The 21,537-nt window shown below is 63.3% G+C and carries 18 protein-coding genes and 2 pseudogenes; 16 read left to right on the top strand and 4 right to left on the bottom strand.

Annotated elements, in window-relative coordinates:
* The 8 genes and pseudogenes from ACK59Z_RS17410 to ACK59Z_RS17375 all read left to right on the top strand — a co-directional run.
* The coding region (locus ACK59Z_RS17410; RefSeq protein ID WP_409293512.1) for a tellurite resistance TerB family protein at positions 1 to 487 on the top strand (487 nt) is incomplete at its 5' end.
* Between the two features lie 170 nt (positions 488 to 657).
* Positions 658 to 2,280, top strand: coding sequence for a methyl-accepting chemotaxis protein (locus ACK59Z_RS17405; protein ID WP_108190460.1), 1,623 nt, complete (start codon positions 658 to 660; stop codon positions 2,278 to 2,280).
* Positions 2,281 to 2,285: 5 nt separating this feature from the next.
* On the top strand, positions 2,286 to 2,792 hold the full coding sequence (locus ACK59Z_RS17400; RefSeq protein ID WP_108190459.1) for a chemotaxis protein CheW: 507 nt from the start codon (positions 2,286 to 2,288) through the stop codon (positions 2,790 to 2,792).
* Positions 2,789 to 4,063 carry a CheR family methyltransferase gene (locus tag ACK59Z_RS17395; RefSeq protein WP_409293511.1) on the top strand — a complete coding sequence of 425 codons (1,275 nt, stop codon included), beginning with the start codon at positions 2,789 to 2,791 and terminating at the stop codon, positions 4,061 to 4,063. The genes ACK59Z_RS17400 and ACK59Z_RS17395 overlap by 4 nt, the downstream gene beginning before the upstream one ends.
* Positions 4,060 to 4,725, top strand: coding sequence for a chemotaxis protein CheW (locus ACK59Z_RS17390; RefSeq protein WP_003252198.1), 666 nt, complete (start codon positions 4,060 to 4,062; stop codon positions 4,723 to 4,725). The genes ACK59Z_RS17395 and ACK59Z_RS17390 overlap by 4 nt, the downstream gene beginning before the upstream one ends.
* Positions 4,722 to 7,019, top strand: coding sequence for a hybrid sensor histidine kinase/response regulator (locus ACK59Z_RS17385; protein ID WP_014860540.1), 2,298 nt, complete (start codon positions 4,722 to 4,724; stop codon positions 7,017 to 7,019). Before ACK59Z_RS17390 ends, ACK59Z_RS17385 begins: the two co-directional genes overlap by 4 nt.
* Positions 7,016 to 8,029 (top strand): Wsp signal transduction system protein-glutamate methylesterase WspF, encoded by a 1,014-nt coding sequence (gene wspF / locus ACK59Z_RS17380; RefSeq protein WP_012053572.1) that lies wholly within the window; start codon positions 7,016 to 7,018, stop codon positions 8,027 to 8,029. The genes ACK59Z_RS17385 and wspF overlap by 4 nt, the downstream gene beginning before the upstream one ends.
* A gap of 48 nt (positions 8,030 to 8,077) precedes the next feature.
* Positions 8,078 to 9,104, top strand: a pseudogene (locus ACK59Z_RS17375) (diguanylate cyclase); the annotation flags it as partial.
* Between the two features lie 62 nt (positions 9,105 to 9,166).
* On the opposite strand, the gene ACK59Z_RS17370 reads toward ACK59Z_RS17375, so the two are convergent.
* Entirely contained in the window at positions 9,167 to 9,598 is a 432-nt protein-coding gene (locus ACK59Z_RS17370) for a hypothetical protein (RefSeq protein WP_014860543.1), read from the bottom strand.
* Positions 9,599 to 9,903: 305 nt separating this feature from the next.
* Here ACK59Z_RS17370 and prfB point away from each other — a divergent pair.
* The 7 genes and pseudogenes from prfB to ACK59Z_RS17335 form a co-directional block, all read left to right on the top strand.
* Positions 9,904 to 10,999 (top strand): peptide chain release factor 2 gene (prfB, locus tag ACK59Z_RS17365; protein ID WP_061405587.1). Its coding sequence is split into 2 segments (ribosomal slippage): positions 9,904 to 9,975 and positions 9,977 to 10,999, totalling 1,095 coding nucleotides; the frame shifts between segments, so codons are not numbered across the junction.
* Between the two features lie 93 nt (positions 11,000 to 11,092).
* Positions 11,093 to 12,595, top strand: a complete 1,503-nt coding sequence (gene lysS / locus ACK59Z_RS17360; RefSeq protein WP_003252208.1) for a lysine--tRNA ligase — start codon at positions 11,093 to 11,095, stop codon at positions 12,593 to 12,595.
* Between the two features lie 179 nt (positions 12,596 to 12,774).
* Positions 12,775 to 13,479 carry a TetR/AcrR family transcriptional regulator gene (locus ACK59Z_RS17355; protein ID WP_003252210.1) on the top strand — a complete coding sequence of 235 codons (705 nt, stop codon included), beginning with the start codon at positions 12,775 to 12,777 and terminating at the stop codon, positions 13,477 to 13,479.
* A gap of 30 nt (positions 13,480 to 13,509) precedes the next feature.
* Positions 13,510 to 14,058 (top strand): hypothetical protein, encoded by a 549-nt coding sequence (locus ACK59Z_RS17350; protein WP_014754305.1) that lies wholly within the window; start codon positions 13,510 to 13,512, stop codon positions 14,056 to 14,058.
* Positions 14,059 to 14,197: 139 nt separating this feature from the next.
* A complete protein-coding gene (locus tag ACK59Z_RS17345) occupies positions 14,198 to 15,475 on the top strand; it encodes a flavohemoglobin expression-modulating QEGLA motif protein (RefSeq protein WP_003252215.1) in 1,278 nt (425 codons plus the stop codon).
* Positions 15,447 to 16,370, top strand: coding sequence for an alpha/beta hydrolase (locus tag ACK59Z_RS17340; protein ID WP_409293510.1), 924 nt, complete (start codon positions 15,447 to 15,449; stop codon positions 16,368 to 16,370). Before ACK59Z_RS17345 ends, ACK59Z_RS17340 begins: the two co-directional genes overlap by 29 nt.
* A pseudogene (locus tag ACK59Z_RS17335) lies at positions 16,367 to 16,672 on the top strand (hypothetical protein); the annotation flags it as partial. The gene ACK59Z_RS17340 and the pseudogene ACK59Z_RS17335, both read left to right, overlap by 4 nt.
* A gap of 63 nt (positions 16,673 to 16,735) precedes the next feature.
* Here ACK59Z_RS17335 and ACK59Z_RS17330 read toward each other — a convergent pair.
* The 3 genes from ACK59Z_RS17330 to ACK59Z_RS17320 form a co-directional block, all read right to left on the bottom strand.
* Complete coding sequence (locus ACK59Z_RS17330) at positions 16,736 to 17,527, bottom strand: OmpA family protein (RefSeq protein WP_003252221.1); 792 nt, start codon at positions 17,525 to 17,527, stop codon at positions 16,736 to 16,738.
* 50 nt (positions 17,528 to 17,577) lie between these two features.
* Positions 17,578 to 17,991 carry a DUF4398 domain-containing protein gene (locus ACK59Z_RS17325; protein ID WP_003252223.1) on the bottom strand — a complete coding sequence of 138 codons (414 nt, stop codon included), beginning with the start codon at positions 17,989 to 17,991 and terminating at the stop codon, positions 17,578 to 17,580.
* Positions 17,992 to 18,267: 276 nt separating this feature from the next.
* Positions 18,268 to 18,612 carry a hypothetical protein gene (locus ACK59Z_RS17320; RefSeq protein ID WP_003252225.1) on the bottom strand — a complete coding sequence of 115 codons (345 nt, stop codon included), beginning with the start codon at positions 18,610 to 18,612 and terminating at the stop codon, positions 18,268 to 18,270.
* Between the two features lie 260 nt (positions 18,613 to 18,872).
* Between ACK59Z_RS17320 and ppc the strand changes: the two genes are divergently transcribed.
* Positions 18,873 to 21,500, top strand: coding sequence for a phosphoenolpyruvate carboxylase (ppc, locus tag ACK59Z_RS17315; protein WP_108190577.1), 2,628 nt, complete (start codon positions 18,873 to 18,875; stop codon positions 21,498 to 21,500).
* Positions 21,501 to 21,537: the final 37 nt, after the last annotated feature.

Genomic DNA, 21,537 nt, shown 5'->3' with positions numbered 1-21,537 from the left:
AGCCCTGACTTACGGTGGCCTCGCCGCGCTGGGGGTGCTGGCCTATAAAGCTTACGGCAACTGGCAGGCAAACCAGCGGGGGGCCGCAGCCGAGCCTCAAACCCTCGACCGCCTGCCGCCGGCCCAGGCCGAGCAGCACAGCCAGGCGGTACTGCGCGCCCTGGTGGCGGCGGCCAAGTCCGATGGGCATATCGACGAGCGCGAGCGGGCGTTGATCGAGGGCGAATTCACGCGCCTGGACAGCGACCGCGAATTGCAGCACTGGCTGCATGCCGAGCTGAACAAGCCGCTGGACCCGGCCGAAGTGGCCCGTGCTGCGCAAACACCGGAGATGGCTGCTGAGATGTACCTGGCCAGCGTGATGATGGTCGATCAGGAAAACTTCATGGAGCGTGCCTACCTGGACGAGCTGGCACGCCAGCTGCGGCTGGACCCGGGCTTGCGCCAGGCGCTGGAGGCCCAGGTGAGGGAGGCGGTTGCGCAGTAGCAGCGCTTGTCATGACATTTTCTGCGCTTGTCGAACCGAGCGCGGAAAATGTCACGGCAAGCCCTGGCCAGCTTTTACCCAATCCGCGCATTTCGCCCGATAAACCGTAAGACCTCTGGGCTATACTTCGGCGATTTTTCCCGCTCGTTGTGAATTCCTGAGGGCTGAATGTGAAGAACTGGACCTTGCGCCAACGGATCCTGGCAAGTTTCGCCGTGATCATCGCCATCATGCTGCTGATGATCGTGGCCGCCTACTCGCGGTTGGTGGCTATCGAAACCGCCGAAGAGGCAGTGGGGACCGACAGCATTCCTGGCGTCTACTACAGCTCGATGATTCGCAGCGCCTGGGTCGACAGCTACGTCACCAGCCAGCAACTGGTGGGCCTGTCCAACCATCGTGAAATCACTTCGGCCGACCTGGAACTGTTCAGAAGCTTCGATAACCGGCTGAAGCAATACATGGCCAGCTACCAGGCCACCATCCAGGACAAAGACGACCAGGCCCGCTTCGACAGCTTCGTGCAACTGGAAGAAAGCTACCTCAAAATCGTCAACCAGGTGCTGGATGCGTACGGTCAGCGCAACTACGACGAGGCCCAGCGGCTGATCACCGAGGTCCTCACTCCGGCCTGGAAGGATGGGCGCGAGCACCTGAATGAAGTGATCGAGAATAATCGGGCCTCTGCCGATGCCGCCACCAACGATATCGTCAACGCAGTCAACACGGCAAAGGGCAGCATGGTGGTCTCACTGCTGCTGGCAATCGTCGCTGCCGGCATCTGCGGCCTGTTGCTGCTGCGCGCTATCACAGCGCCCATGCAGCGTATCGTGCATGCCCTCGACAAGCTGCGTTCCGGTGACCTGAGCATGCGCCTGAGCCTGGATCGCAAGGACGAATTCGGTGCCATCGAAAGCGGCTTCAACGAAATGGCCGAGGCACTGGCCAACCTGGTGGCCCAGGCCCAACGCTCGTCGGTGCAGGTGACCACTTCGGTCACCGAAATTGCCGCCACGTCCAAGCAACAGCAGGCCACCGCCACCGAGACGGCCGCCACCACCACCGAAATTGGCGCCACCTCGCGGGAAATCGCCGCGACTTCGCGGGACCTGGTGCGCACCATGACCGAAGTGACGACGGCGGCTGATCAGGCATCCAGTCTGGCAGGCTCCGGGCAACAGGGCCTGGCACGCATGGAAGAGACCATGCACCAGGTGATGGGCGCTGCCGACCTGGTCAATGCCAAGCTCGGTATCCTCAACGAGAAAGCCAGCAACATCACCCAGATGGTGGTAACCATCGTCAAGGTTGCCGACCAGACCAATCTGCTGTCGCTCAACGCCGCCATCGAAGCGGAAAAGGCCGGTGAATATGGCCGCGGCTTTGCCGTGGTCGCGACCGAAGTGCGCCGCCTGGCCGACCAGACCGCCGTGGCCACCTACGACATCGAGCAAATGGTGCGCGAGATCCAGTCAGCAGTGTCGGCCGGTGTCATGGGGATGGACAAGTTCTCCGAAGAAGTGCGCCGCGGCATGTTCGAGGTGCAACAGGTGGGCGAGCAACTCAGCCAGATCATTCACCAGGTGCAGGCCTTGGCGCCGCGCGTATTGATGGTCAACGAAGGCATGCAGGCCCAGGCCACCGGTGCCGAGCAGATCAACCAGGCACTGGCCCAGCTCAGCGATGCCAGCACCCAGACTGTCGAGTCGCTGCGCCAGGCCAGCTATGCCATCGATGAGCTGAGCCAGGTGGCCGCGGGCCTGCGTGGCGGCGTGTCGCGCTTCAAAGTCTGACCGCGATGAACGACTTGCAACTGCGCACCGCGCGGGCGGCGAACACCGAGGGGGCGTTGTACCTGCAGTTTCGCATCAGAAAGCAGCGTTTTGCCCTGAGCGTGCACGAGGTGATCGAAGTGTTGCCGCGTCAGCCGCTCAAGCCGATCGCCCAGGCACCTGCCTGGGTCGCGGGCATCCTCGCCCATCGTGGCCAGTTGGTTCCGGTCATCGACCTTGCCGCCTTGAGCTTTGGCCAGCCGGCGGTGCAACGCACCAGCACCCGCCTGGTACTGGTGCACTACCGAGGCGGCCTGCAGCTTGGCCTGATCCTGGAGCAGGCCACCGAAACCCTGCGTTGCCAACCGGACGAGTTCCAGCCCTATGGGGTGGACACCGGTGAAGCGCCTTATTTGGGCCCGGTGCGCCAGGATGCCCAGGGGCTGCTGCAGCGCATCGAAGTCAATGACCTGCTGCCCGACACCGTGCACGCATTGCTGTACACGCAAGACCCGACAGGGATGCCAACATGAACGAACAGCGTTTCTTCCGCTTCTTGCGCGAGCGTATTGGCCTGGACGTGGAGTCGGTGGGCGCGCCCATGGTCGAACGCGCGCTGCGCCAACGTTGCGTGGCTGCGGGCGCGATGGACCTGGACGATTACTGGCTGCGCCTGCAGCAGTCGGCAGATGAGCAACAGGCGCTGATCGAAGCGGTGATTGTCCCGGAAACCTGGTTTTTCCGTTACCCCGAATCCTTCACTGCGCTGGCCAGCCTGGCCCATAAACGCCTGGCTAAACTGGCTGGCGCGCGCCCGCTGCGATTACTCAGCCTGCCGTGTTCTACTGGCGAGGAACCCTATTCGCTGGCCATGGCCTTGTTTGACGCCGGCATGGCGCCTGGGGCATTCCTTGTCGATGGAATGGACATCAGCCCAAGTTCGGTAGCCAAGGCCGTGCAGGCGGTGTATGGGCGCAATGCGTTCCGGGGTAGCGAACTGGGTTTTCGCGAGCGCTACTTCGATGCTCTGGACGAAGGCCACCGCCTGCATGAGCGGGTACGCCAGCAAGTCAGCCTGCGGGTGGGCAATGTGCTTGACCCGGCGCTGGCCAGCCGCGACGGCCTGTATGACTTCGTGTTCTGTCGCAATCTGTTGATCTATTTCGACGTACCGACCCAACAGCGTGTGTTCGAAGTGCTCAAGCGGTTGCTGCATCCGCAGGGTGTGCTGTTCATCGGCCCGGCCGAAGGCAGCTTGCTGGCACGCATGGGCATGCGTCCATTGGGGATCGCCCAGTCGTTTGCCTATGTGCGTCATGAAGGCGACAGCGCCCCCTTGGCAGCGGCACCCGCCCAACCCGCCAAGCGTGCGTTCACGACGTTGCCCGCACCGGTTTATCCGCAGCCCAGTGTGCCGTTGCCGCGTTCGCTGCGTGTGCTGCCGGTGGCGGCCAGGCCAGCGCCAGCCCGGGAGCACAGCCACGAGGGGGCCAGTGAGTTGCTGGCCGGCATTGCCCGGCTGGCCAATGCCGGTGCCAGCGAGCAGGCCCGTAGCGAATGCGAGCGCTACCTGAGCCAGTACCCGCCGTCGGCACAGGTGTACTACTGGCTGGGGTTGCTCAGTGATACCGAAGGCGATGCGCAGCAGGCGCTGAGCCACTATCGCAAGGCCCTGTACCTGGAACCACAGCACCCCGAGGCGCTGGTGCACCTGGCCGCCTTGCTGGCGGCCCAGGGTGACTTGGCCGGCGCTCGGCGCCTTCAGGCGCGCGCGGCGCGGGCTGGCCGGGAGTCTGAACGATGAACAGTGAATCCGCGATGCAGTTGCTCGCCGAGGATGACGCGCACATCGACGACTGCTGGAACCGTATTGGCGTGCGCGGCGACAAGCAGTGCCCACTGCTGGAGCGGCATGTTCATTGCCGCAATTGCGAGGTGTATGCCGCTGCGGCCACGCGTTTGCTCGACCGCTATGCGCTGGTGCAGGAGCACCAGGCTGCGGCGGTGCAGCCGGACGCGGAAAACACCGGTCGCTCCATGCTGCTGTTCCGCCTGGGCGAAGAGTGGCTGGCGCTGGCTACCGCCTGCCTGGCCGAAATCGCCCCGCTGCAGGCGGTGCATTCATTGCCGCACCAGCGCTCGCGGCTGCTGCACGGGGTTGCCAATGTACGCGGTGCGTTGGTGCCGTGCCTGTCACTGGCTGATTTGCTGGGCGTGCAGGCCGGCTCCACCGAGCAACGCAGCGCACGGGCGATGCCCCGTATGCTGATTCTGGCCGCCGAAGGTGGGCCGGTGGTGATGGCTGTCGAGGAAATCGACGGTATTCACCGGCTCGACCCGCAGTTGCTGGGCAGTGGCCGGGACGCCACACGCTTCACCGCCGCAGTCTTGCAGTGGCGCGGCCGCAGCGTGCGGGTTCTGGACGATCAACATTTACTGTCTGCCGTGCAGCGGAGTCTGTCATGACCCCAGAGCAAATGCGCGACGCATCGTTGCTCGAACTGTTCAGCCTGGAGGCCGAGGCGCAGACCCAAGTGCTCAGTGCCGGCCTGATGGCACTGGAACGCAACCCTACTCAGGCCGACCAGCTCGAGGCCTGCATGCGCGCTGCCCACTCGCTCAAGGGGGCAGCGCGCATTGTCGGGGTGGATGCTGGCGTCAGTGTCGCCCACGTGATGGAAGACTGTCTGGTGGCGGCCCAGGAAGGCCGACTGCGGCTGACCGCCGAGCATATTGACGCGCTGTTGCAAGGTACCGACCTGTTGATGCGTATTGCCACGCCCGGCGATGCCGGTGCGCAGGCGACCTTGCCGGTGTTTCTTGCGCAAATGGCCAGCCTGCTCGACCCGGGCGCCTCTGCCATGCCTGTGGTGCCGCTGGCTGCATCCGTGCCGCCGGAGCCGCCGCTGGCAACCCTGCCGCCTGCACCTGTGGTAATGCCAGCCGGACCGCGGGAACCAGAGCCCGAACCCGCCCTGCGGCGCAAGGCTGGCAAGCGCGCTGGCGAAGGTGCTGAGCGGGTACTGCGTGTCACAGCTGACCGCCTTAATAGCCTGCTTGACCTGTCCAGCAAGTCGCTGGTGGAAACCCAGCGGCTCAAGCCATACCTGGCTACCCTTCAGCGCCTCAAGCGCATGCACGGCCAAGGTATGCAGGCGCTTGACGGCTTGCGCATGCAACTGGAAGGCACGGGGCAGGGCAGTGAGGTGCTCGAAGCCTTGGCACAGACCCAGCGCCTGCTGGCAGAGACCCAGCAGATTCTGCAGCAGCAGGCTGCCGACCTGGATGAGTTCGGCTGGCAGGCCAGTCAGCGTGCGCAGTTGTTGTATGACACCGCCCTGGCCTGTCGGATGCGGCCGTTTGCCGACGTACTGACCGGGCAAAGCCGGATGGTCCGCGACCTGGGCCGTTCGCTGGGCAAGCCGGTGCGGCTGGTGGTGGAAGGGGAGAAGACCCAGGTCGACCGCGATGTGCTGGAAAAGCTCGAAGCACCGCTGACCCACCTGTTGCGCAATGCCGTCGACCACGGCATCGAGTTGCCCGAGCGGCGCCTGCTGGCGGGCAAGCCGGACGAGGGGGTGATCCGCCTGCGGGCTTCGCACCAGGCGGGCATGCTCAGCCTGGAGCTGGTCGACGATGGCGCCGGTATCGACCTGGAGCGCCTGCGCAGCAGCATCGTCGAGCGCGCCCTGTCGCCCGCTGACACGGTGACACGGATGAGTGAGGCGGAGCTGCTGACGTTCCTGTTCCTGCCCGGTTTCAGCCTGCGTGACAAGGTTACCGAAGTGTCCGGGCGCGGTGTGGGGCTGGATGCGGTGCAGCACTTGATCCGCGAGCTGCGCGGCTCGATCGAATTGACCCAGGTGGCAGGGCAGGGCTGTCGCTTCCATCTTCAGGTACCGCTGACCCTGTCGGTCGTTCGCAGCCTGGTGGTCGAGGTGGGCGGGGAGGCTTACGCCTTCCCGCTGGCGCATATCGAACGCACGCTGGAAGTGACCGCCGAACAGATCGTGCAGATCGAAGGGCGCCAGCACTTCTGGCACGAAGGCCGGCATATTGGCCTGGTGGCGGCCAGCCAGTTGCTCAATCGCCCGGCGGGGCAAAGCGACGAAGCCAGCTTGCGGGTAGTGGTGATTCGTGAGCGCGAGCAGCTGTACGGGGTGGCCGTGGAGCGGTTGGTGGGGGAGCGGGTGCTGGTCGTGATGCCGCTCGACCCACGCCTGGGGAAGGTGCAGGACATTTCCTCCGGCGCCTTGCTCGATGATGGCTCGGTGGTCCTGATTGTCGATGTCGAAGACTTGCTACGCTCGGTGGAAAAACTGCTCAGCACCGGCAGCCTGGAGCGCATCGAGCGCGGCAGCAGCGGAGCCCGTGGCGCTGTCCGCAAACGTATCCTGGTGGTCGACGACTCGCTGACCGTGCGCGAACTGCAGCGCAAGCTGCTGGGCAACCGTGGCTACGACGTGGCGGTGGCGGTGGATGGCATGGACGGCTGGAACGCCCTGCGCAGTGAGGACTTCGACCTGCTGATCACCGACATCGACATGCCGCGCATGGACGGTATCGAGCTGGTTACCCTGGTGCGTCGCGACCAGCGCCTGCAGTCGTTGCCGGTGATGGTGGTGTCCTATAAAGACCGTGAGGAAGACCGACGGCGCGGGCTGGACGCTGGCGCCGACTACTATTTGGCAAAGGCCAGTTTCCACGACGATGCGTTGCTGGATGCTGTGGTGGAGCTGATCGGAGGTGCTCAGGGATGAAGATCGCCATCGTCAATGACATGCCCCTGGCCGTCGAAGCGTTGCGCCGGGCGGTCGCCCTGGAGCCCGCCCACCAGGTTGTGTGGGTGGCCAGCAACGGTGCCGAGGCGGTGCAGCGCTGCACCGAGCAGTTACCGGACCTGATCCTCATGGACCTGATCATGCCGGTGATGGACGGTGTCGAGGCGACCCGGCGGATCATGGCCGAAACCCCGTGCGCCATCGTCATCGTGACGGTCGACCGTAAACAGAACGTACACCGGGTATTCGAGGCCATGGGCCATGGCGCTCTCGATGTGGTCGACACGCCTGCGCTCGGCGCTGGCGATGCCCGCGAAGCAGCGGCGCCATTGCTGCGCAAGATCCTCAATATTGGCTGGCTGGTCGGCCAGCAGCGGGCACCTGCCGCAAGGTCGGTGGCTGCGCCGCTGCGCGAGGCTTCCCAGCGCCGCGGGTTGGTGGCAATCGGGTCTTCGGCGGGGGGGCCGGCAGCACTCGAAGTGCTGCTCAAGGGTTTGCCGGCCGCGTTTCCGGCGGCCATCGTGCTGGTCCAGCATGTGGACCAGGTGTTTGCCGCAGGCATGGCCGAATGGCTCAGCAGCGCAGCAGGCCTGCCGGTGCGCCTGGCCCGTGAAGGCGAACCGCCGCAGCCAGGGCAGGTACTCCTGGCCGGTACCAACCACCACATTCGCCTGCTACAGAGCGGCCAACTGGCCTACACTGCCGAACCTGTGAATGAAATCTACCGGCCCTCGATCGATGTGTTCTTTGAGAGCGTGGCACGTTACTGGAATGGTGATGCGGTGGGCGTGCTGCTCACCGGCATGGGCCGCGACGGTGCCCAGGGCCTGAAGCTGATGCGTCAGCAGGGCTTTCTGACCATTGCCCAGGACCAGGCCAGCAGCGCGGTGTACGGCATGCCCAAGGCTGCTGCGGCTATTGATGCCGCGGTGGAAATTCGCCCGCTGGAACGCATAGCCGGGCGCTTGACTGAATTTTTCGCAAAATGACGAAATGTATTGAATCACGCCGCCAGGCCGGTAGTGATCGGGTGAACAATGATGAATGATTTACCGATCGAAGGTTTCGCGACCACCAACGAGAACTCGGCGATGGTGCTGCTGGTCGATGACCAGGCAATGATCGGCGAAGCGGTGCGGCGTGGCTTGGCCGATGAAGACAACATCGACTTCCACTTCTGTGCCGACCCGCACCAGGCGGTGGCCCAGGCCATGCGCATCAAGCCCACGGTCATTCTTCAAGACCTGATCATGCCTGGCCTGGACGGCTTGACCCTGGTGCGCGAGTACCGCAACAACCCGGTGACCCAGGACATCCCGATCATCGTCCTGTCGACCAAGGAAGACCCGCTGGTAAAGAGTGCGGCATTTGCCGCCGGGGCCAACGACTACCTGGTCAAGCTGCCTGACACCATCGAACTGGTGGCACGCATCCGTTACCACTCGCGTTCCTACCTGACCCTGCTGCAGCGCGACGAGGCCTACCGTGCCCTGCGCGTCAGCCAGCAGCAGTTGCTTGATTCCAACCTGATGCTGCAGCGGCTGATGAACTCCGATGGCCTGACCGGGCTGTCCAACCGCCGGCACTTCGACGAATACCTGGAGCTGGAGTGGCGCCGGGCCATGCGTGAACAGCAGCAGTTGTCGTTGCTGATGATCGATGTCGATTATTTCAAGGCCTACAACGACAGCTTTGGCCACCTGGCCGGTGACGAGGCCTTGCGCAAGGTCGCCGAGGCCATTCGTGGCTCCTGCTCGCGGCCCACCGACCTGCCGGCGCGCTATGGTGGCGAAGAGTTCGCCCTGGTGCTGCCCAACACCTCGCCAGGCGGGGCACGGCTGGTGGCCGAGAAGCTGCGCCAGACCGTACTGGGCCTGGGCATTCCGCATTCCGCTCCGGTGGCCGACTCGTGCCTGGCGGTGAGCATCGGCCTGGCGACCCAGACCCCGACCATCGGCAGCCATTGCCGGCAGCTGATTTCGGCGGCGGACAAGGGGCTGTATCTGGCCAAGAACAGCGGCCGGAACCAAGTGGGCGTTGCTTGAGGGGCGAATACCGCCAGCGCGCACTGTTCAGCATGTTGACGAAGATGGCTGGCGGTATCGATACCCCTGTTTTTATAACGCTCACTCCACGATTTCTATGTACCTTGTAGGGCCGTGAAAGATAACCATGTCGCCATTCTTGTAGACAAGCTGGTAGGCGACCTTGCACGGATAAATGGACTTGACCTTGAGCGTATTGTCATCGCCGTAGTAATCATAGGTGACCAATTTCTGGTCGACGCTATGTTCTATGCGGTTGATTGAGCTCGCGAAGATGAACTCCGTCCTGACTTGCTCCAGGCTTTCCTGGGACCCACCCTCGACGCCAGGGAAGAGAATATTCATCTCGAATCTGTATTTTGTAGGGGTGCCGCTTGGGTTGGTTATGGCTTTAAGGCTGAGCGAGCCGTTTCTTTCTTTCGGTATGGTCAGGGTGCCGAACTCACCTTTAAGTCTCCATTCGCTGCCTGTGGCTGATTTAGGGTAAATTTCGATGATTTTGGTGGCATTCATTTTGGCCTCGCCTGGATGGGATTGCAGGTCGGTATTACGAGGTAAGAGTTGAATAGCTGCCGCTGATGCGTGCAACTGGCAGAAATGCCAGTTCCGACAGGGAGCGCGCATGCAAAACCTCTGAAATTCCTCGTTCCAATTATTCCCAGTCAGCACATTTCTGGCGCTTGTCTGCGTTTGTGGTTTTCGCCGTGATCGGCATGCTCCAAACCTGTGGGGTTTCCCTGCCGGGCGGGTCTGCCGCCGCGCCTCCGACTGCGTTATACTCGCGGGCTTTTCACCGAATTCGCGCGAGTAGCCAGCCCATGGAAATCCAACCGATCCTGAACACCATCAAGGACCTCACCGAGCGTTCCCAGTCAATTCGGGGGTATCTTTGACTACGATCACAAGCATGACCGCCTGATCGAAGTCAACCGCGAGCTGGAAGACCCCAACGTCTGGAACAAGCCTGAGTACGCCCAGGCACTGGGCCGCGAGCGTGCCATGCTGGCCCAGGTCGTCGAGACCCTGGACAAGCTGTCCAACGGCCTGGGTGACTGCCAGGACCTGCTCGACATGGCCGTCGAAGAAAATGACGAGGGCGCCGTCGGCGACGTCGTGACCGAGCTGGAAAGCCTGGAAGAAAACCTGGCCCAGCTTGAGTTCCGTCGCATGTTCAGCGGCGAGATGGACATGAACAACGCCTACCTGGACATCCAGGCCGGTTCCGGTGGTACCGAAGCGCAGGACTGGGCCAACATCCTGCTGCGCATGTACCTGCGCTGGGCCGACAAGCGTGGTTTCGATGCCACCATCATCGAGCTTTCCGAAGGTGAAGTGGCCGGTATCAAAGGTGCAACCGTGCACATCAAGGGCGAATACGCCTTCGGCTGGCTGCGCACCGAAATCGGCGTGCACCGCCTGGTGCGCAAGAGCCCGTTCGATTCCGGTGCCCGTCGCCACACGTCGTTCTCGGCGGTGTTCGTATCGCCCGAGATCGACGACAAGGTCGAAATCGAGATCAACCCGTCCGACCTGCGCATCGACACCTACCGTTCCTCCGGTGCCGGTGGCCAGCACGTGAACACCACCGACTCGGCAGTACGTATCACTCACGTACCGACCAACACCGTGGTGGCTTGCCAGAACGAACGTTCCCAGCACGCCAACAAGGACACCGCCATGAAAATGCTGCGGGCCAAGTTGTACGAGCTGGAAATGCAGAAGCGCAACGCCGCTTCGCAGGCGCTGGAAGACAGCAAGTCGGACATCGGCTGGGGCCACCAGATTCGCTCCTACGTGCTGGATGACTCGCGCATCAAGGACCTGCGTACCGGCGTCGAACGCAGCGACTGCCAGAAGGTCCTCGATGGCGACCTTGACCAGTACCTGGAAGCGAGCCTCAAGCAGGGCCTGTAAGCCGCACACCCATGCCGCGCTATCTGGCCAGCCGCCGGTAGCGCGTGCCCTGCCCGGAACGGGCAACGAATACCTGATGGAAAGAATGACGACATGAGCGACCTGAAGACCGAATCGCAAGACCTGCAACAGGAAGAAAACGCCCTGATCGCCCTGCGCAAGGAAAAACTTGCCGCCGAGCGTGCCAAGGGCAATGCCTTCCCCAACGACTTCCGTCGCGACAGCTACTGCAACGACCTGCAGAAGCAATACGCGGACAAGACCAAGGAAGAGCTGGAAGCAGCCGCGATCCCGGTCAAGGTAGCCGGCCGCATCATGCTCAACCGTGGCTCGTTCATGGTTATCCAGGACATGACTGGCCGTATTCAGGTCTACGTCAACCGCAAGACCCTGCCGGAAGAAACCCTGGCCGCGGTCAAGACCTGGGACCTGGGCGACATCATCAGCGCCGAAGGCACCCTGGCCCGTTCCGGCAAGGGCGACCTGTACGTCGAAATGACCAACGTGCGCCTGCTGACCAAGTCGCTGCGCCCGCTGCCCGATAAGCACCACGGCCTGACCGACACCGAGCAGCGCTACCGCCAGCGCTACGTCGACCTGATGGTCAACGAAGAAACCCGCCACACCTTCCGTGTGCGTTCGCAGGTGATCTCGCACATCCGCAAGTTCCTCATCGAGCGTGACTTCCTTGAAGTCGAAACGCCGATGCTGCAGACCATCCCGGGCGGTGCGGCAGCCAAGCCGTTCGAAACCCACCACAACGCCCTGGACATGGCCATGTTCCTGCGTATCGCGCCGGAGCTGTACCTCAAGCGTCTGGTGGTCGGTGGCTTCGAGAAAGTGTTCGAGATCAACCGTAACTTCCGCAACGAAGGCGTTTCGACTCGTCACAACCCTGAATTCACCATGCTCGAGTTCTACCAGGCCTACGCCGACTACCGCGACAACATGGACCTCACCGAGGAACTGTTCCGCGAGCTGGCGCAACTGGTACTGGGCTCTACCGACGTACCGTACGGCGACAAGGTCTTCCACTTCGGCGAGCCGTTCGTACGCCTCTCGGTGTTCGACTCGATCCTGAAGTACAACCCGGAGCTGACCGCTGCCGACCTGCAGGACGTCGACCGCGCCCGTGAGATTGCCAAGAAGGCCGGCGCCAAGGTGCTGGGCCATGAAGGCCTGGGCAAGCTGCAGGTGATGATTTTCGAAGAGCTGGTCGAGCACAAGCTGGAACAGCCGCACTTCATTACCGAGTACCCGTTCGAAGTGTCGCCGCTGGCCCGTCGCAACGACGACAACCCGGCCGTTACCGACCGTTTCGAGCTGTTCATCGGTGGCCGCGAAATCGCCAACGCCTACTCCGAGCTCAACGATGCCGAAGATCAGGCCGAGCGCTTCCTGGCCCAGGTGGCCGAGAAGGACGCGGGTGACGATGAAGCCATGCACTATGACGCCGACTTCGTTCGTGCGCTGGAGTACGGCATGCCGCCGACCGCCGGTGAAGGCATCGGCATCGACCGCCTGGTGATGCTGCTGACCAACTCGCCGTCGATCCGCGACGTCATCCTGTTCCCGCACATGCGTCCGCAGGCCTGAGTGAGCTGAACGAGCCGCCTTTCGAGGCGGCTTTTTCTTGCCTGAAGCTTTATGTTGTCAGTACCGGCCTCTTCGCGGGTAAACCCGCTCCTACAAAGGCCTTGTAGGAGCGGGTTTACCCGCGAAGGGGCCAGCACTGACGAAACACCGCCCATGAGGTATCCCCCGTGACACCCGCCATGCCTGACCAAGGCGCCGCCGGCATCGCCACCGCCGTCGCCGAAAGCGTGCAATACCAAGGCCGCAAGACTGCCCGCCAAGGCAGCGAACAGCGTCGCCAGTTGATTCTCGATGCCGCCATGCGCATTGTCGTGCGCGATGGCGTGCGCGGTGTGCGCCACCGGGCAGTGGCCGCCGAGGCCGGCGTGCCATTGTCGGCCACCACCTACTACTTCAAGGACATCGAGGACCTGCTCACCGATACCTTTGCCCAGTACGTCGAGCGCAGTGCGGCTTACATGGCCAAGCTGTGGGCCAACACCGAGGTGGTGTTGCGCCAGTTGCTGGCACAGGGCGATGGCAGCCCGCAGGCCCGGGCGCGGCTGGCTGACGAGGTGGCGCGCATGACCGCCGACTACGTTCAGCGGCAACTGCTGAACCGCCGTGACTTCCTGATGGCCGAGCAGGCTTTCCGCCAGGAAGCATTGCTGTGCCCGCGACTGGCTGAGCTGGTGTGCGCTCATGAGCAGATCCTGCTGCACGGCACCCGGCAATTGCTGCAGGTCGTGGGCTCGCGGCAGCCGGAGCAGGATGCACAGATGTTGACGGCGATTATCGAGCAGTTGGAATATCAAGGCCTGCTCAAGCAAGCGAATGCGCAAGCCGATGGGCAGATGCTCGCTATGCTTACCCGATACCTGCAGCTGGTGCTGGCATCGGCCTGAGCCGAGAACGACCTTTTCAAGGAGAACCTGATGAAAGCCTGGCGTGTGGTGTTGTTGACTTTGTCATTCCTGCTGCTGGGCGGTTGTCTGGTGACCTTCCATGAGCCTTTGCCCAGCAACCAGGCAGCGCCCAAGGCCTTGCTTGGCAAGTGGAGCAGCAAGGACGCCTGGGGGGAGCCGTTGAAACTGGTGATCAGCCGTAGCGGTGGCGACGCCTACAAGGCAGTGGCTACGGCCAAGGGCAAGGCGCCTGAAGAGTACGTGTTCACCGTGTCACGCCATGGCAACCGCTGGTACTTGTCGGCTGGCGTGCCCAAGCGCCTGGGTGGCAATTTCCTGATTGGCGGCTTCGATATCGTCGATGGCAAGGAGCTGGTGGTCTACAACCTGGATGTCGAGCAGGTACAGCAGGCGGTGGACAACAAGGAACTGACCGGTCGCAGTACCGAAGTGCCGGACGACAACGGCGATGGCGTGCTGATCGATAGCCCGGCGGCGCGGGTGCTGGCCTACCTGGACGACCCGGCCAACTCCGACCTGTTCGTTGAAGTGGCGCGGTTCCAGCGTTCCGGCAAGTAGTGGCCTGTACCGGCCTCTTCGCGGGCAATCCCGTTCCTACAGGGGCCTTGCCAGGCCTGGGCTTCTTGATATCCCTGTAGGAGCGGGCTTGCCCGCGAAGAGGCCGGTACAGGTTTCGTGTACTAGAAAGGAGTCCCCGGTGGACGAATACCAGCAAACCATCCGCGCCCTGTCCGACCGCATCGTCGCGGCACAGACGCCTATCCGGGTCCTGGACGCGGTGAAGTGGGACGACAACATCCGCCAGGGCTTTCTCAAGGCCAAGGGCAAGGAGCCGCCGGCGGTTGATCGTGCCTACTACCAATCGCGTCCGCTGTCGTTCGACTCCAGCGCGGTCAAGGCCGAGTTCCAGGGCATCGAGCGCGACATCATTCGCCAGTTGGGCCAGTTCAACCCGGTCGGGCAGATCATGAAGCGCATGTGCCGCGAATACCGCATGGTGGTGCGCATGCTTGAAGCGCGCGGTACCGAGGACTTCGGCCTGATCTCCCAGGAGCTGTACGGCGCCGCCTCGGATGCTTTCCACGCCGGTGACCCGACCCTGGCCGACCTTGGCCTGATGCTGTCGGACTACCTGAACAACATCGATGGCCGTGGTGACCTCAAGGATGAGCCAAAGAATCTCACCGCCAAGGAGGCGGTGGAGATCCTCCAGCACCGGCTGAACAACGTGTTCGGCGAGGCTGAAGGGACCATTCGCGTGTTCGAGTCCGACGGTATCGTCGCCGATGCCGCAGCCGGTGCCGACTACATCAAGGTGCGTGCCGATGCCATGTTCAACGCCCGCGATGTGCGCGCCCTGGAGGTGCATGAAGGGTTGGTGCATGTCGGCACCACGCTCAATGGCCTGAACCAGCCGATCTGCACCTTCCTGGCCAAGGGCCCGCCCTCATCGACGGTAACCCAGGAGGGCCTGGCCATTCTCATGGAGGTGATCGCCTTTGCCTCCTACCCCAGCCGCCTGCGCAAGCTCACCAACCGCACCCGTGCCATCCACATGGTCGAGGAGGGTGCAGACTTCATGCAGGTCTACGGTTTCTTCCGCGAGCAGGGCTTTGAGATGGCGCAGAGCTACAGCAACGCCAGCCGGGTGTTCCGCGGGTCGGTACCCAACGGCCTGCCATTCACCAAGGACTTGTCCTATCTCAAGGGCTTCATCATGGTTTACAACTACATTCAGTTGGCCGTGAAGAAGGGCAAACTTGAACAGATCCCGTTGCTGTTCTGTGGCAAGACCACCCTGGAAGACATGCGTACCCTGCGCCAACTGGTCGAGGAAGGGTTGGTCGAGCCGCCCAAGTACCTGCCTGAACAGTTCCGCGACCTGAGTGCGTTGTCGGCCTGGATGTGCTTCTCCAACTTCCTCAACCACCTGAGCCTGGATCGCATTGAAGCCGACTACGCGAACATTCTCTGAGCACTGCCGCCTGCTCGTCCTCGGCCTGGTCCTGGTGAGCCTTGGCGGCTGCAGCAGCCTGTTGTTCTACCCCGAGCGTGGTCAGGCCTTCACCCCGGAGCGCGCCAAGCTGGAATACCGCGATGTCACGCTGACCACTGCTGATGGCATCCGCCTTCACGGTTGGTGGCTGCCAGCCAAGGCCGGGGTCGAGGTCAAGGGCACGGTGCTGCACCTGCACGGCAACGGCGGTAACCTGCCAGGGCACCTGGGGGGGAGCTACTGGTTGCCGGAGCAGGGCTACCAGGTGTTCATGATCGATTACCGCGGCTATGGCTTGTCTCAGGGCCAGCCGAGCCTGCCGGAGGTGTACCAGGACATTGCTGCAGCCATGGCCTGGCTGGAGCAGGCGCCCGAGGTCAAGGGCAAGCCGCTGATACTGCTGGGGCAGAGCCTGGGCGGTGCCATGGCCATTCATTACCTGGCGGCCCACCCCGAGCAGCGTCAGCGCTTCAGCGCCCTGGTGTTCGATGGCGTGCCGGCCAGTTACCGCGCGGTGGGGCGCTTTGCGCTCAGCACCTCCTGGATGACCTGGCCATTGCAGGTTCCGCTGTCGTGGCTAGTGCCGGACGGCGACAGCGCGATCCGCTCGATCGAGCGATTGAGCAGCCCGCCCAAGTTGTTTTTCCACAGCATCGACGACAACCTGGTGCCGATGGACAACGGCATCCGCCTGTATCAGCACGCGCCACCACCGCGGGTGCTGCAACTGACCCGGGGGGGGCACGTGCAGACCTTCGCCGACCCTACCTGGCGCCAGGTGATGCTGCGGTTCCTCGATGACCCCAGCCATTTCAACGGCCTGCGGCGGCTTGCCGAAGTGCCCAATTTCCCTGACGAGAAGAACAAGCAATGAGTGAAGAACGCAACGCCATCCCGCTGATCCTGACCGGCGTCGGTAGCATCATCGTGACGGTGGGGGCCTTGTGGTATTACGGTTACCTGCATTTCGCCAAGCCCGAAGATGCCCTGCTGCTGCAGGATTTCACCATGCTCAAGACCATCCCCGGCGAGGACTACAAGGTATCGCTGGACCCGGCGCCGCAAGTGGCCCAGTGCGTCGACGGCGTGCTGGTGCTGTTCGACACCCAGCAGAAAGGCCTGACCGGCGTGCTGGTGGACAACCGCAAGCGCGCGGTGCGCTGCATGGGCGAAGAGGCGAGTTCAGGCAAAAGAAAGCCCCGCGTCGATCGCGGGGCTTGTCCTTTCAGCTACCCAGCCTTAGCGCTGAACCTGGCTCACCGAGCGTGGTGCCACCGGCTGGTTGTCGTTGGAGATGGTCACCTCCACCCGACGGTTCTGCGCACGTCCCGAGTTGCTCGAGTTGTCCGCTACCGGGTACTCCTTGCCATAGCCCTGGGAAACGATACGCGCCGGATCTACCCCGGCACGCACCAGTGCCATGCGCACGCTGTTGGCACGGCGCTCGGACAGGGTCTGGTTGTAGTTGGCCGAGCCGACGCTGTCGGTGTAGCCCTCGACGATCACCTTGCGTTCCGGGTTTTCCTGAAGGAACTGGGCCAGCTTGGTGATGTTCGGGTAAGCGCTGCTCTTGAGTTCGGCCTTGTTGAAGTCGAACAGCACGTCGCCGAAGGTCACCAGCGTTCCGCGGTCGGTCTGCTTGGCGTTGAGGCTGTCCTGCAGCTTGGCGATCTGCGCGTCGCGGGCATCCAGCTTGGCTTGGGCGCGCTGGGCCGAGGCATTCTTCAGTTCAGCTTCGGCGGTGCGCAGGGCAATGGTCTGTTTGGCCACTTCGACGCGCTGGTTGGTCAGGTAGGCCAATTGGTCGACTTTCTTCTCGTCTTCACGGTCCATGTAGGCCTTGTCGGCCTTGTTCAGCCAGTCCTGGGCGTCCTTGGTCTCCAGTGCCGCGACTTTGCTCGCTTGCGGGTCGCTCTGCAGCGAGGAGAAGTTGGTGCGGGCCGATTCCAGGTTGGCATTCGGATCGTGCGAGCAGGCAGCAAGACCGACGCTCAGGGCCAGCAGGGCGGGAATCATGACGTGTTTGCGCATAGTGTTCATCCTTTGATCGTGTGCGAAGGCTAAGGTTGGCGGGGCAGGGCTTATTGAGCGCTGCGCAGGCCTTCCTCACGTACGTCCTGAACGCCCTGGCGGGCATCCTGCACGGCCTTCTGGGCTTTAGCTGCCTGGGCCTTGCGTTCGGCGAGGCGGGCATCCCACTCGGCCTGTTGGGCCAGGCGCTTGGCCTCGTCGTACTTCTTGTCGTGCATGGCGATTTCGGCTTGCTTGAACTTGTCCTGAGCCGCTTTCATTTCCACGGCGGCGAACTCGGTACCGCCAGCGCTGACGGCGGAGTTCACGGCGGACTGGGTAACGGCATACTGCTCGGTGGGCGGATTGCCCGCACAGCCGGCCAGGACCAGGCTACTGCCCAGCGCCAGCGCGGCCAGCTTGAACCCGCGCACATGAGTGGATGACAGTTGGCTAGTGCGGGTCTTCATGGTGGTCAGCTCCATTGGATCACTCCTGATAACGACGATGTCCGTAGCAGTCCATCGCTCAATCCCTGACAAAACCGCGCGCTTCAGCTTAACGGTGCACGAGGGCAGTGTGCAGGGTTTTAGCGTGATGGCTATTGGCTCCGACTCGAACGTTTTTCGAATAGTTCAGAAAAAAGCGCTGTAATCGAATAACTATTTCTGACTGATCGGTCAGTGCGATTTGCCTGGAACTTTCCCAGGCTGGAGCGGTATTCCGGGCCTTGAGCAGGCCCGGAATGCTGGGGCGCAGGATTATTTGTCGGTGTCGACTGTCGCGTTGCTCAAGTTGTGCAGGTGCTGGCGGGACAGGGAGAGAAAGCGCGGCGTAGGACCAACGTCTTCGTACAGCGGGTCGCCTTCTTCGTCGGTGGCGATGACCTGGCGGCCCTGCACATAGGGGAAACTGGCTTCCAGTTCTTCAAGGGCGGCGGCGACCAGTTCGCCGAGCAGTTCTTCGGCGGTGCGCTTGGGGTACATGTCGATCAGCGCGGCCAGGCGCGCTTCGGACTCCAGGTCCAGATGCAGGACATGGCCGGTACGGCTGAGGGTACCGGCGGCATTCTGTTCCCAGTGCTGGGCGAGTTCACGGATTTTCATGATGACCTCTGTTGACGCCTGGAAAGGCTGCACTGCATGGGAGTGCTGTGCTTTCACTTTAGTTTGGTTTGGCCGATCACGGCTTGCCATCGTCGCCCGGCTGTGGGCACTCTTGGGGGATACCGCCCCCCTGTAGGAGCGGGTTTACCCGCGAACACCGGCAACGCCGGTGCCAGGCACCACATTGGGCTCTTCACGGGTTACCCCGCTCTGGCACAGGGCGCGCCAAGGCTGAGAGGGATGCAACGGAGAGAGCGCCAGTGACCGATATCGATGTGCGTTTGCGTGAAGATGTCCATGTGTTGGGGGAGCTGCTTGGCGAAACCATTCGCCAACAGCACGGCGATGCGTTCCTGCAGAAAATCGAGGACATCCGCCACAGTGCCAAGGCCGACCGCCGTGGCCCGGGTGAGCAGCTGAGCTCAACCTTGGCGGACCTGGCCGAAGAAGACCTGCTGCCTGTAGCGAGGGCCTTCAACCAGTTCCTCAACCTGGCCAACATGGCCGAGCAGTACCAGTTGATCCGCCGCCGCGACGCTGACCAGCCCGAGCCGTTCGAAGCGCAGGTACTGCCCGAGCTGCTGGGGCGCTTGAAGCAGGCCGGCCACAGCAACGATGCCCTGGCCCGGCAACTGGCCAAGCTCGATATCCAGTTGGTGCTCACCGCACATCCCACCGAAGTGGCCCGTCGCACGCTGATCCAGAAGTACGACGCGATCGCCGGCCAACTGGCCGCGCAGGACCATCGTGACCTGACCTCGGCAGAACGCCAGCAAGTGCGTGAACGCCTGCGCCGGCTGATCGCCGAGGCCTGGCACACCGAGGAAATCCGCCGTACTCGGCCTACGCCGGTAGACGAGGCCAAGTGGGGTTTCGCAGTGATCGAGCATTCACTGTGGCATGCTATCCCCAGCCACCTGCGCAAGGTCGACAAGGCCCTGCTGGAGGCCACTGGCCTGCGCCTGCCGCTGGAGGCCGCGCCGATTCGCTTTGCCTCGTGGATGGGTGGGGACCGGGATGGCAACCCCAATGTAACGGCTGCCGTCACCCGCGAAGTACTCCTGCTGGCGCGCTGGATGGCCGCCGACCTGTTCCTGCGCGACATCGATGCACTGGCCGCCGAGTTGTCCATGCAGCAGGCCAACGACGCCCTGCGCAAACAGGTTGGCGACAGTGCCGAACCCTACCGCGCTGTGCTCAAGCAACTGCGCGACCGCCTGCGTGCGACACGCGCATGGGCGCATTCGGCCTTGACCAGCAACCAACCGGCCGGTGCCGACGTGCTGGTGGACAACCGCGAGCTGATCGCGCCGCTGGAGCTGTGCTACCAGTCACTGCACGAATGCGGCATGGGCGTGATCGCCGAGGGGCCGCTGCTTGACTGCCTGCGTCGTGCGGTGACCTTCGGCCTGTTCCTGGGCCGCCTGGACGTACGCCAGGACGCTGCCCGCCACCGTGATGCGCTGACCGAGATTACCGATTACCTGGGCCTGGGGCGTTACGCCGACTGGGATGAGGAGCAGCGCATCGCGTTCCTCCAGGCCGAGCTGAAAAACCGCCGGCCCCTGTTACCTGCGCATTTCAAGCCGCAAGCGGACACCGCCGAAGTGCTGGCGACCTGCCGGGAAGTGGCCGCTGCGCCGGCCGCCTCGCTGGGGTCTTACGTCATCTCCATGGCCGGTGCCGCCTCGGATGTATTGGCGGTGCAACTGTTGCTCAAGGAAGCCGGCCTGACCCGCCCCATGCGTGTGGTGCCACTGTTCGAGACCTTGGCCGACCTCGACAATGCCGGCCCGGTCATGCAGCGCCTGCTTGGCCTGCCGGGCTACCGCGCGGGCCTGCGCGGCCCGCAGGAAGTGATGATCGGCTACTCCGATTCGGCCAAGGACGCCGGCACCACGGCTGCTGCCTGGGCGCAGTACCGGGCTCAGGAAAACCTGGTGCGCATCTGTGCCGAGCATCAGGTCGAGCTGCTGCTGTTCCACGGCCGTGGCGGTACGGTCGGGCGAGGCGGCGGCCCGGCCCATGCCGCGATCCTGTCGCAGCCGCCGGGTTCGGTGGCGGGGCGTTTCCGCACCACCGAGCAGGGTGAAATGATTCGCTTCAAGTTCGGTTTGCCGGGCATCGCCGAGCAAAACCTCAACCTGTACCTGGCTGCCGTGCTTGAAGCCACGCTGTTGCCACCACCGCCCCCGCAGCCGGCCTGGCGTGAGGTGATGGACCAGTTGGCCGCCGATGGTGTCCAGGCCTACCGCAGCGTGGTACGGGAGAATCCCGATTTCGTCGAGTACTTCCGCCAGTCGACGCCAGAACAGGAGCTGGGGCGCCTGCCGTTGGGCAGCCGCCCGGCCAAGCGTCGTGCCGGGGGCATCGAAAGCCTGCGGGCCATCCCGTGGATCTTCGGCTGGACCCAGACACGGCTGATGCTGCCGGCCTGGCTGGGCTGGGAAACGGCGCTGACCAATGCCTTGGCCCGTGGTCAGGGGGAGTTGCTGGCGCAAATGCGCGAGCAATGGCCGTTCTTCCGCACCCGAATCGACATGCTGGAAATGGTACTGGCCAAAGCGGATGCGCAAATTGCCGAGGCCTACGACGAACGTCTGGTGCAACCGCACTTGCTCCCTTTAGGTGCGCACCTGCGCGACCTATTGTCGCAGTCGTGCCAGGTGGTGCTGGGCCTGACCAGGCAGCCGGTGCTACTGGCGCACAGCCCCGAGACACTGGAATTCATTAGCCTGCGCAATACCTATCTGGACCCGTTGCACCGCCTGCAGGCAGAGTTGCTGGCCCGCTCGCGCAGCCGCGAAGCCGCTCTGGACAGCCCGTTGGAGCAGGCCTTGCTGGTGACCGTGGCGGGTATTGCTGCCGGGCTGCGCAACACCGGCTAAGGGCAAGCCCGGGTCATGCCTGGCGAGTGTCATACAG

The sequence above is a fragment of the Pseudomonas sp. KCJK9058 genome (assembly GCF_046230975.1).
Classification (GTDB): domain Bacteria; phylum Pseudomonadota; class Gammaproteobacteria; order Pseudomonadales; family Pseudomonadaceae; genus Aquipseudomonas; species Aquipseudomonas alloputida.
Note: the sequence above shows the minus strand (reverse complement) of the source record. Positions and strands in the feature narration are given on the sequence as shown.

What these genes read in the sequence shown, in the direction of transcription:
- ACK59Z_RS17400 (WP_108190459.1), top strand. Translation starts at nt 2,286, where the DNA reads ATGAACGACTTGCAACTGCGCACCGCGCGGGCGGCGAACACCGAGGGG.
- ACK59Z_RS17395 (WP_409293511.1), top strand. Translation starts at nt 2,789, where the DNA reads ATGAACGAACAGCGTTTCTTCCGCTTCTTGCGCGAGCGTATTGGCCTG.
- ACK59Z_RS17390 (WP_003252198.1), top strand. Translation starts at nt 4,060, where the DNA reads ATGAACAGTGAATCCGCGATGCAGTTGCTCGCCGAGGATGACGCGCAC.
- ACK59Z_RS17385 (WP_014860540.1), top strand. Translation starts at nt 4,722, where the DNA reads ATGACCCCAGAGCAAATGCGCGACGCATCGTTGCTCGAACTGTTCAGC.
- wspF (WP_012053572.1), top strand. Translation starts at nt 7,016, where the DNA reads ATGAAGATCGCCATCGTCAATGACATGCCCCTGGCCGTCGAAGCGTTG.
- ACK59Z_RS17370 (WP_014860543.1), bottom strand. Translation starts at nt 9,598, where the DNA reads ATGAATGCCACCAAAATCATCGAAATTTACCCTAAATCAGCCACAGGC.
- lysS (WP_003252208.1), top strand. Translation starts at nt 11,093, where the DNA reads ATGAGCGACCTGAAGACCGAATCGCAAGACCTGCAACAGGAAGAAAAC.
- ACK59Z_RS17355 (WP_003252210.1), top strand. Translation starts at nt 12,775, where the DNA reads ATGCCTGACCAAGGCGCCGCCGGCATCGCCACCGCCGTCGCCGAAAGC.
- ACK59Z_RS17350 (WP_014754305.1), top strand. Translation starts at nt 13,510, where the DNA reads ATGAAAGCCTGGCGTGTGGTGTTGTTGACTTTGTCATTCCTGCTGCTG.
- ACK59Z_RS17330 (WP_003252221.1), bottom strand. Translation starts at nt 17,527, where the DNA reads ATGCGCAAACACGTCATGATTCCCGCCCTGCTGGCCCTGAGCGTCGGT.
- ACK59Z_RS17325 (WP_003252223.1), bottom strand. Translation starts at nt 17,991, where the DNA reads ATGGAGCTGACCACCATGAAGACCCGCACTAGCCAACTGTCATCCACT.
- ACK59Z_RS17320 (WP_003252225.1), bottom strand. Translation starts at nt 18,612, where the DNA reads ATGAAAATCCGTGAACTCGCCCAGCACTGGGAACAGAATGCCGCCGGT.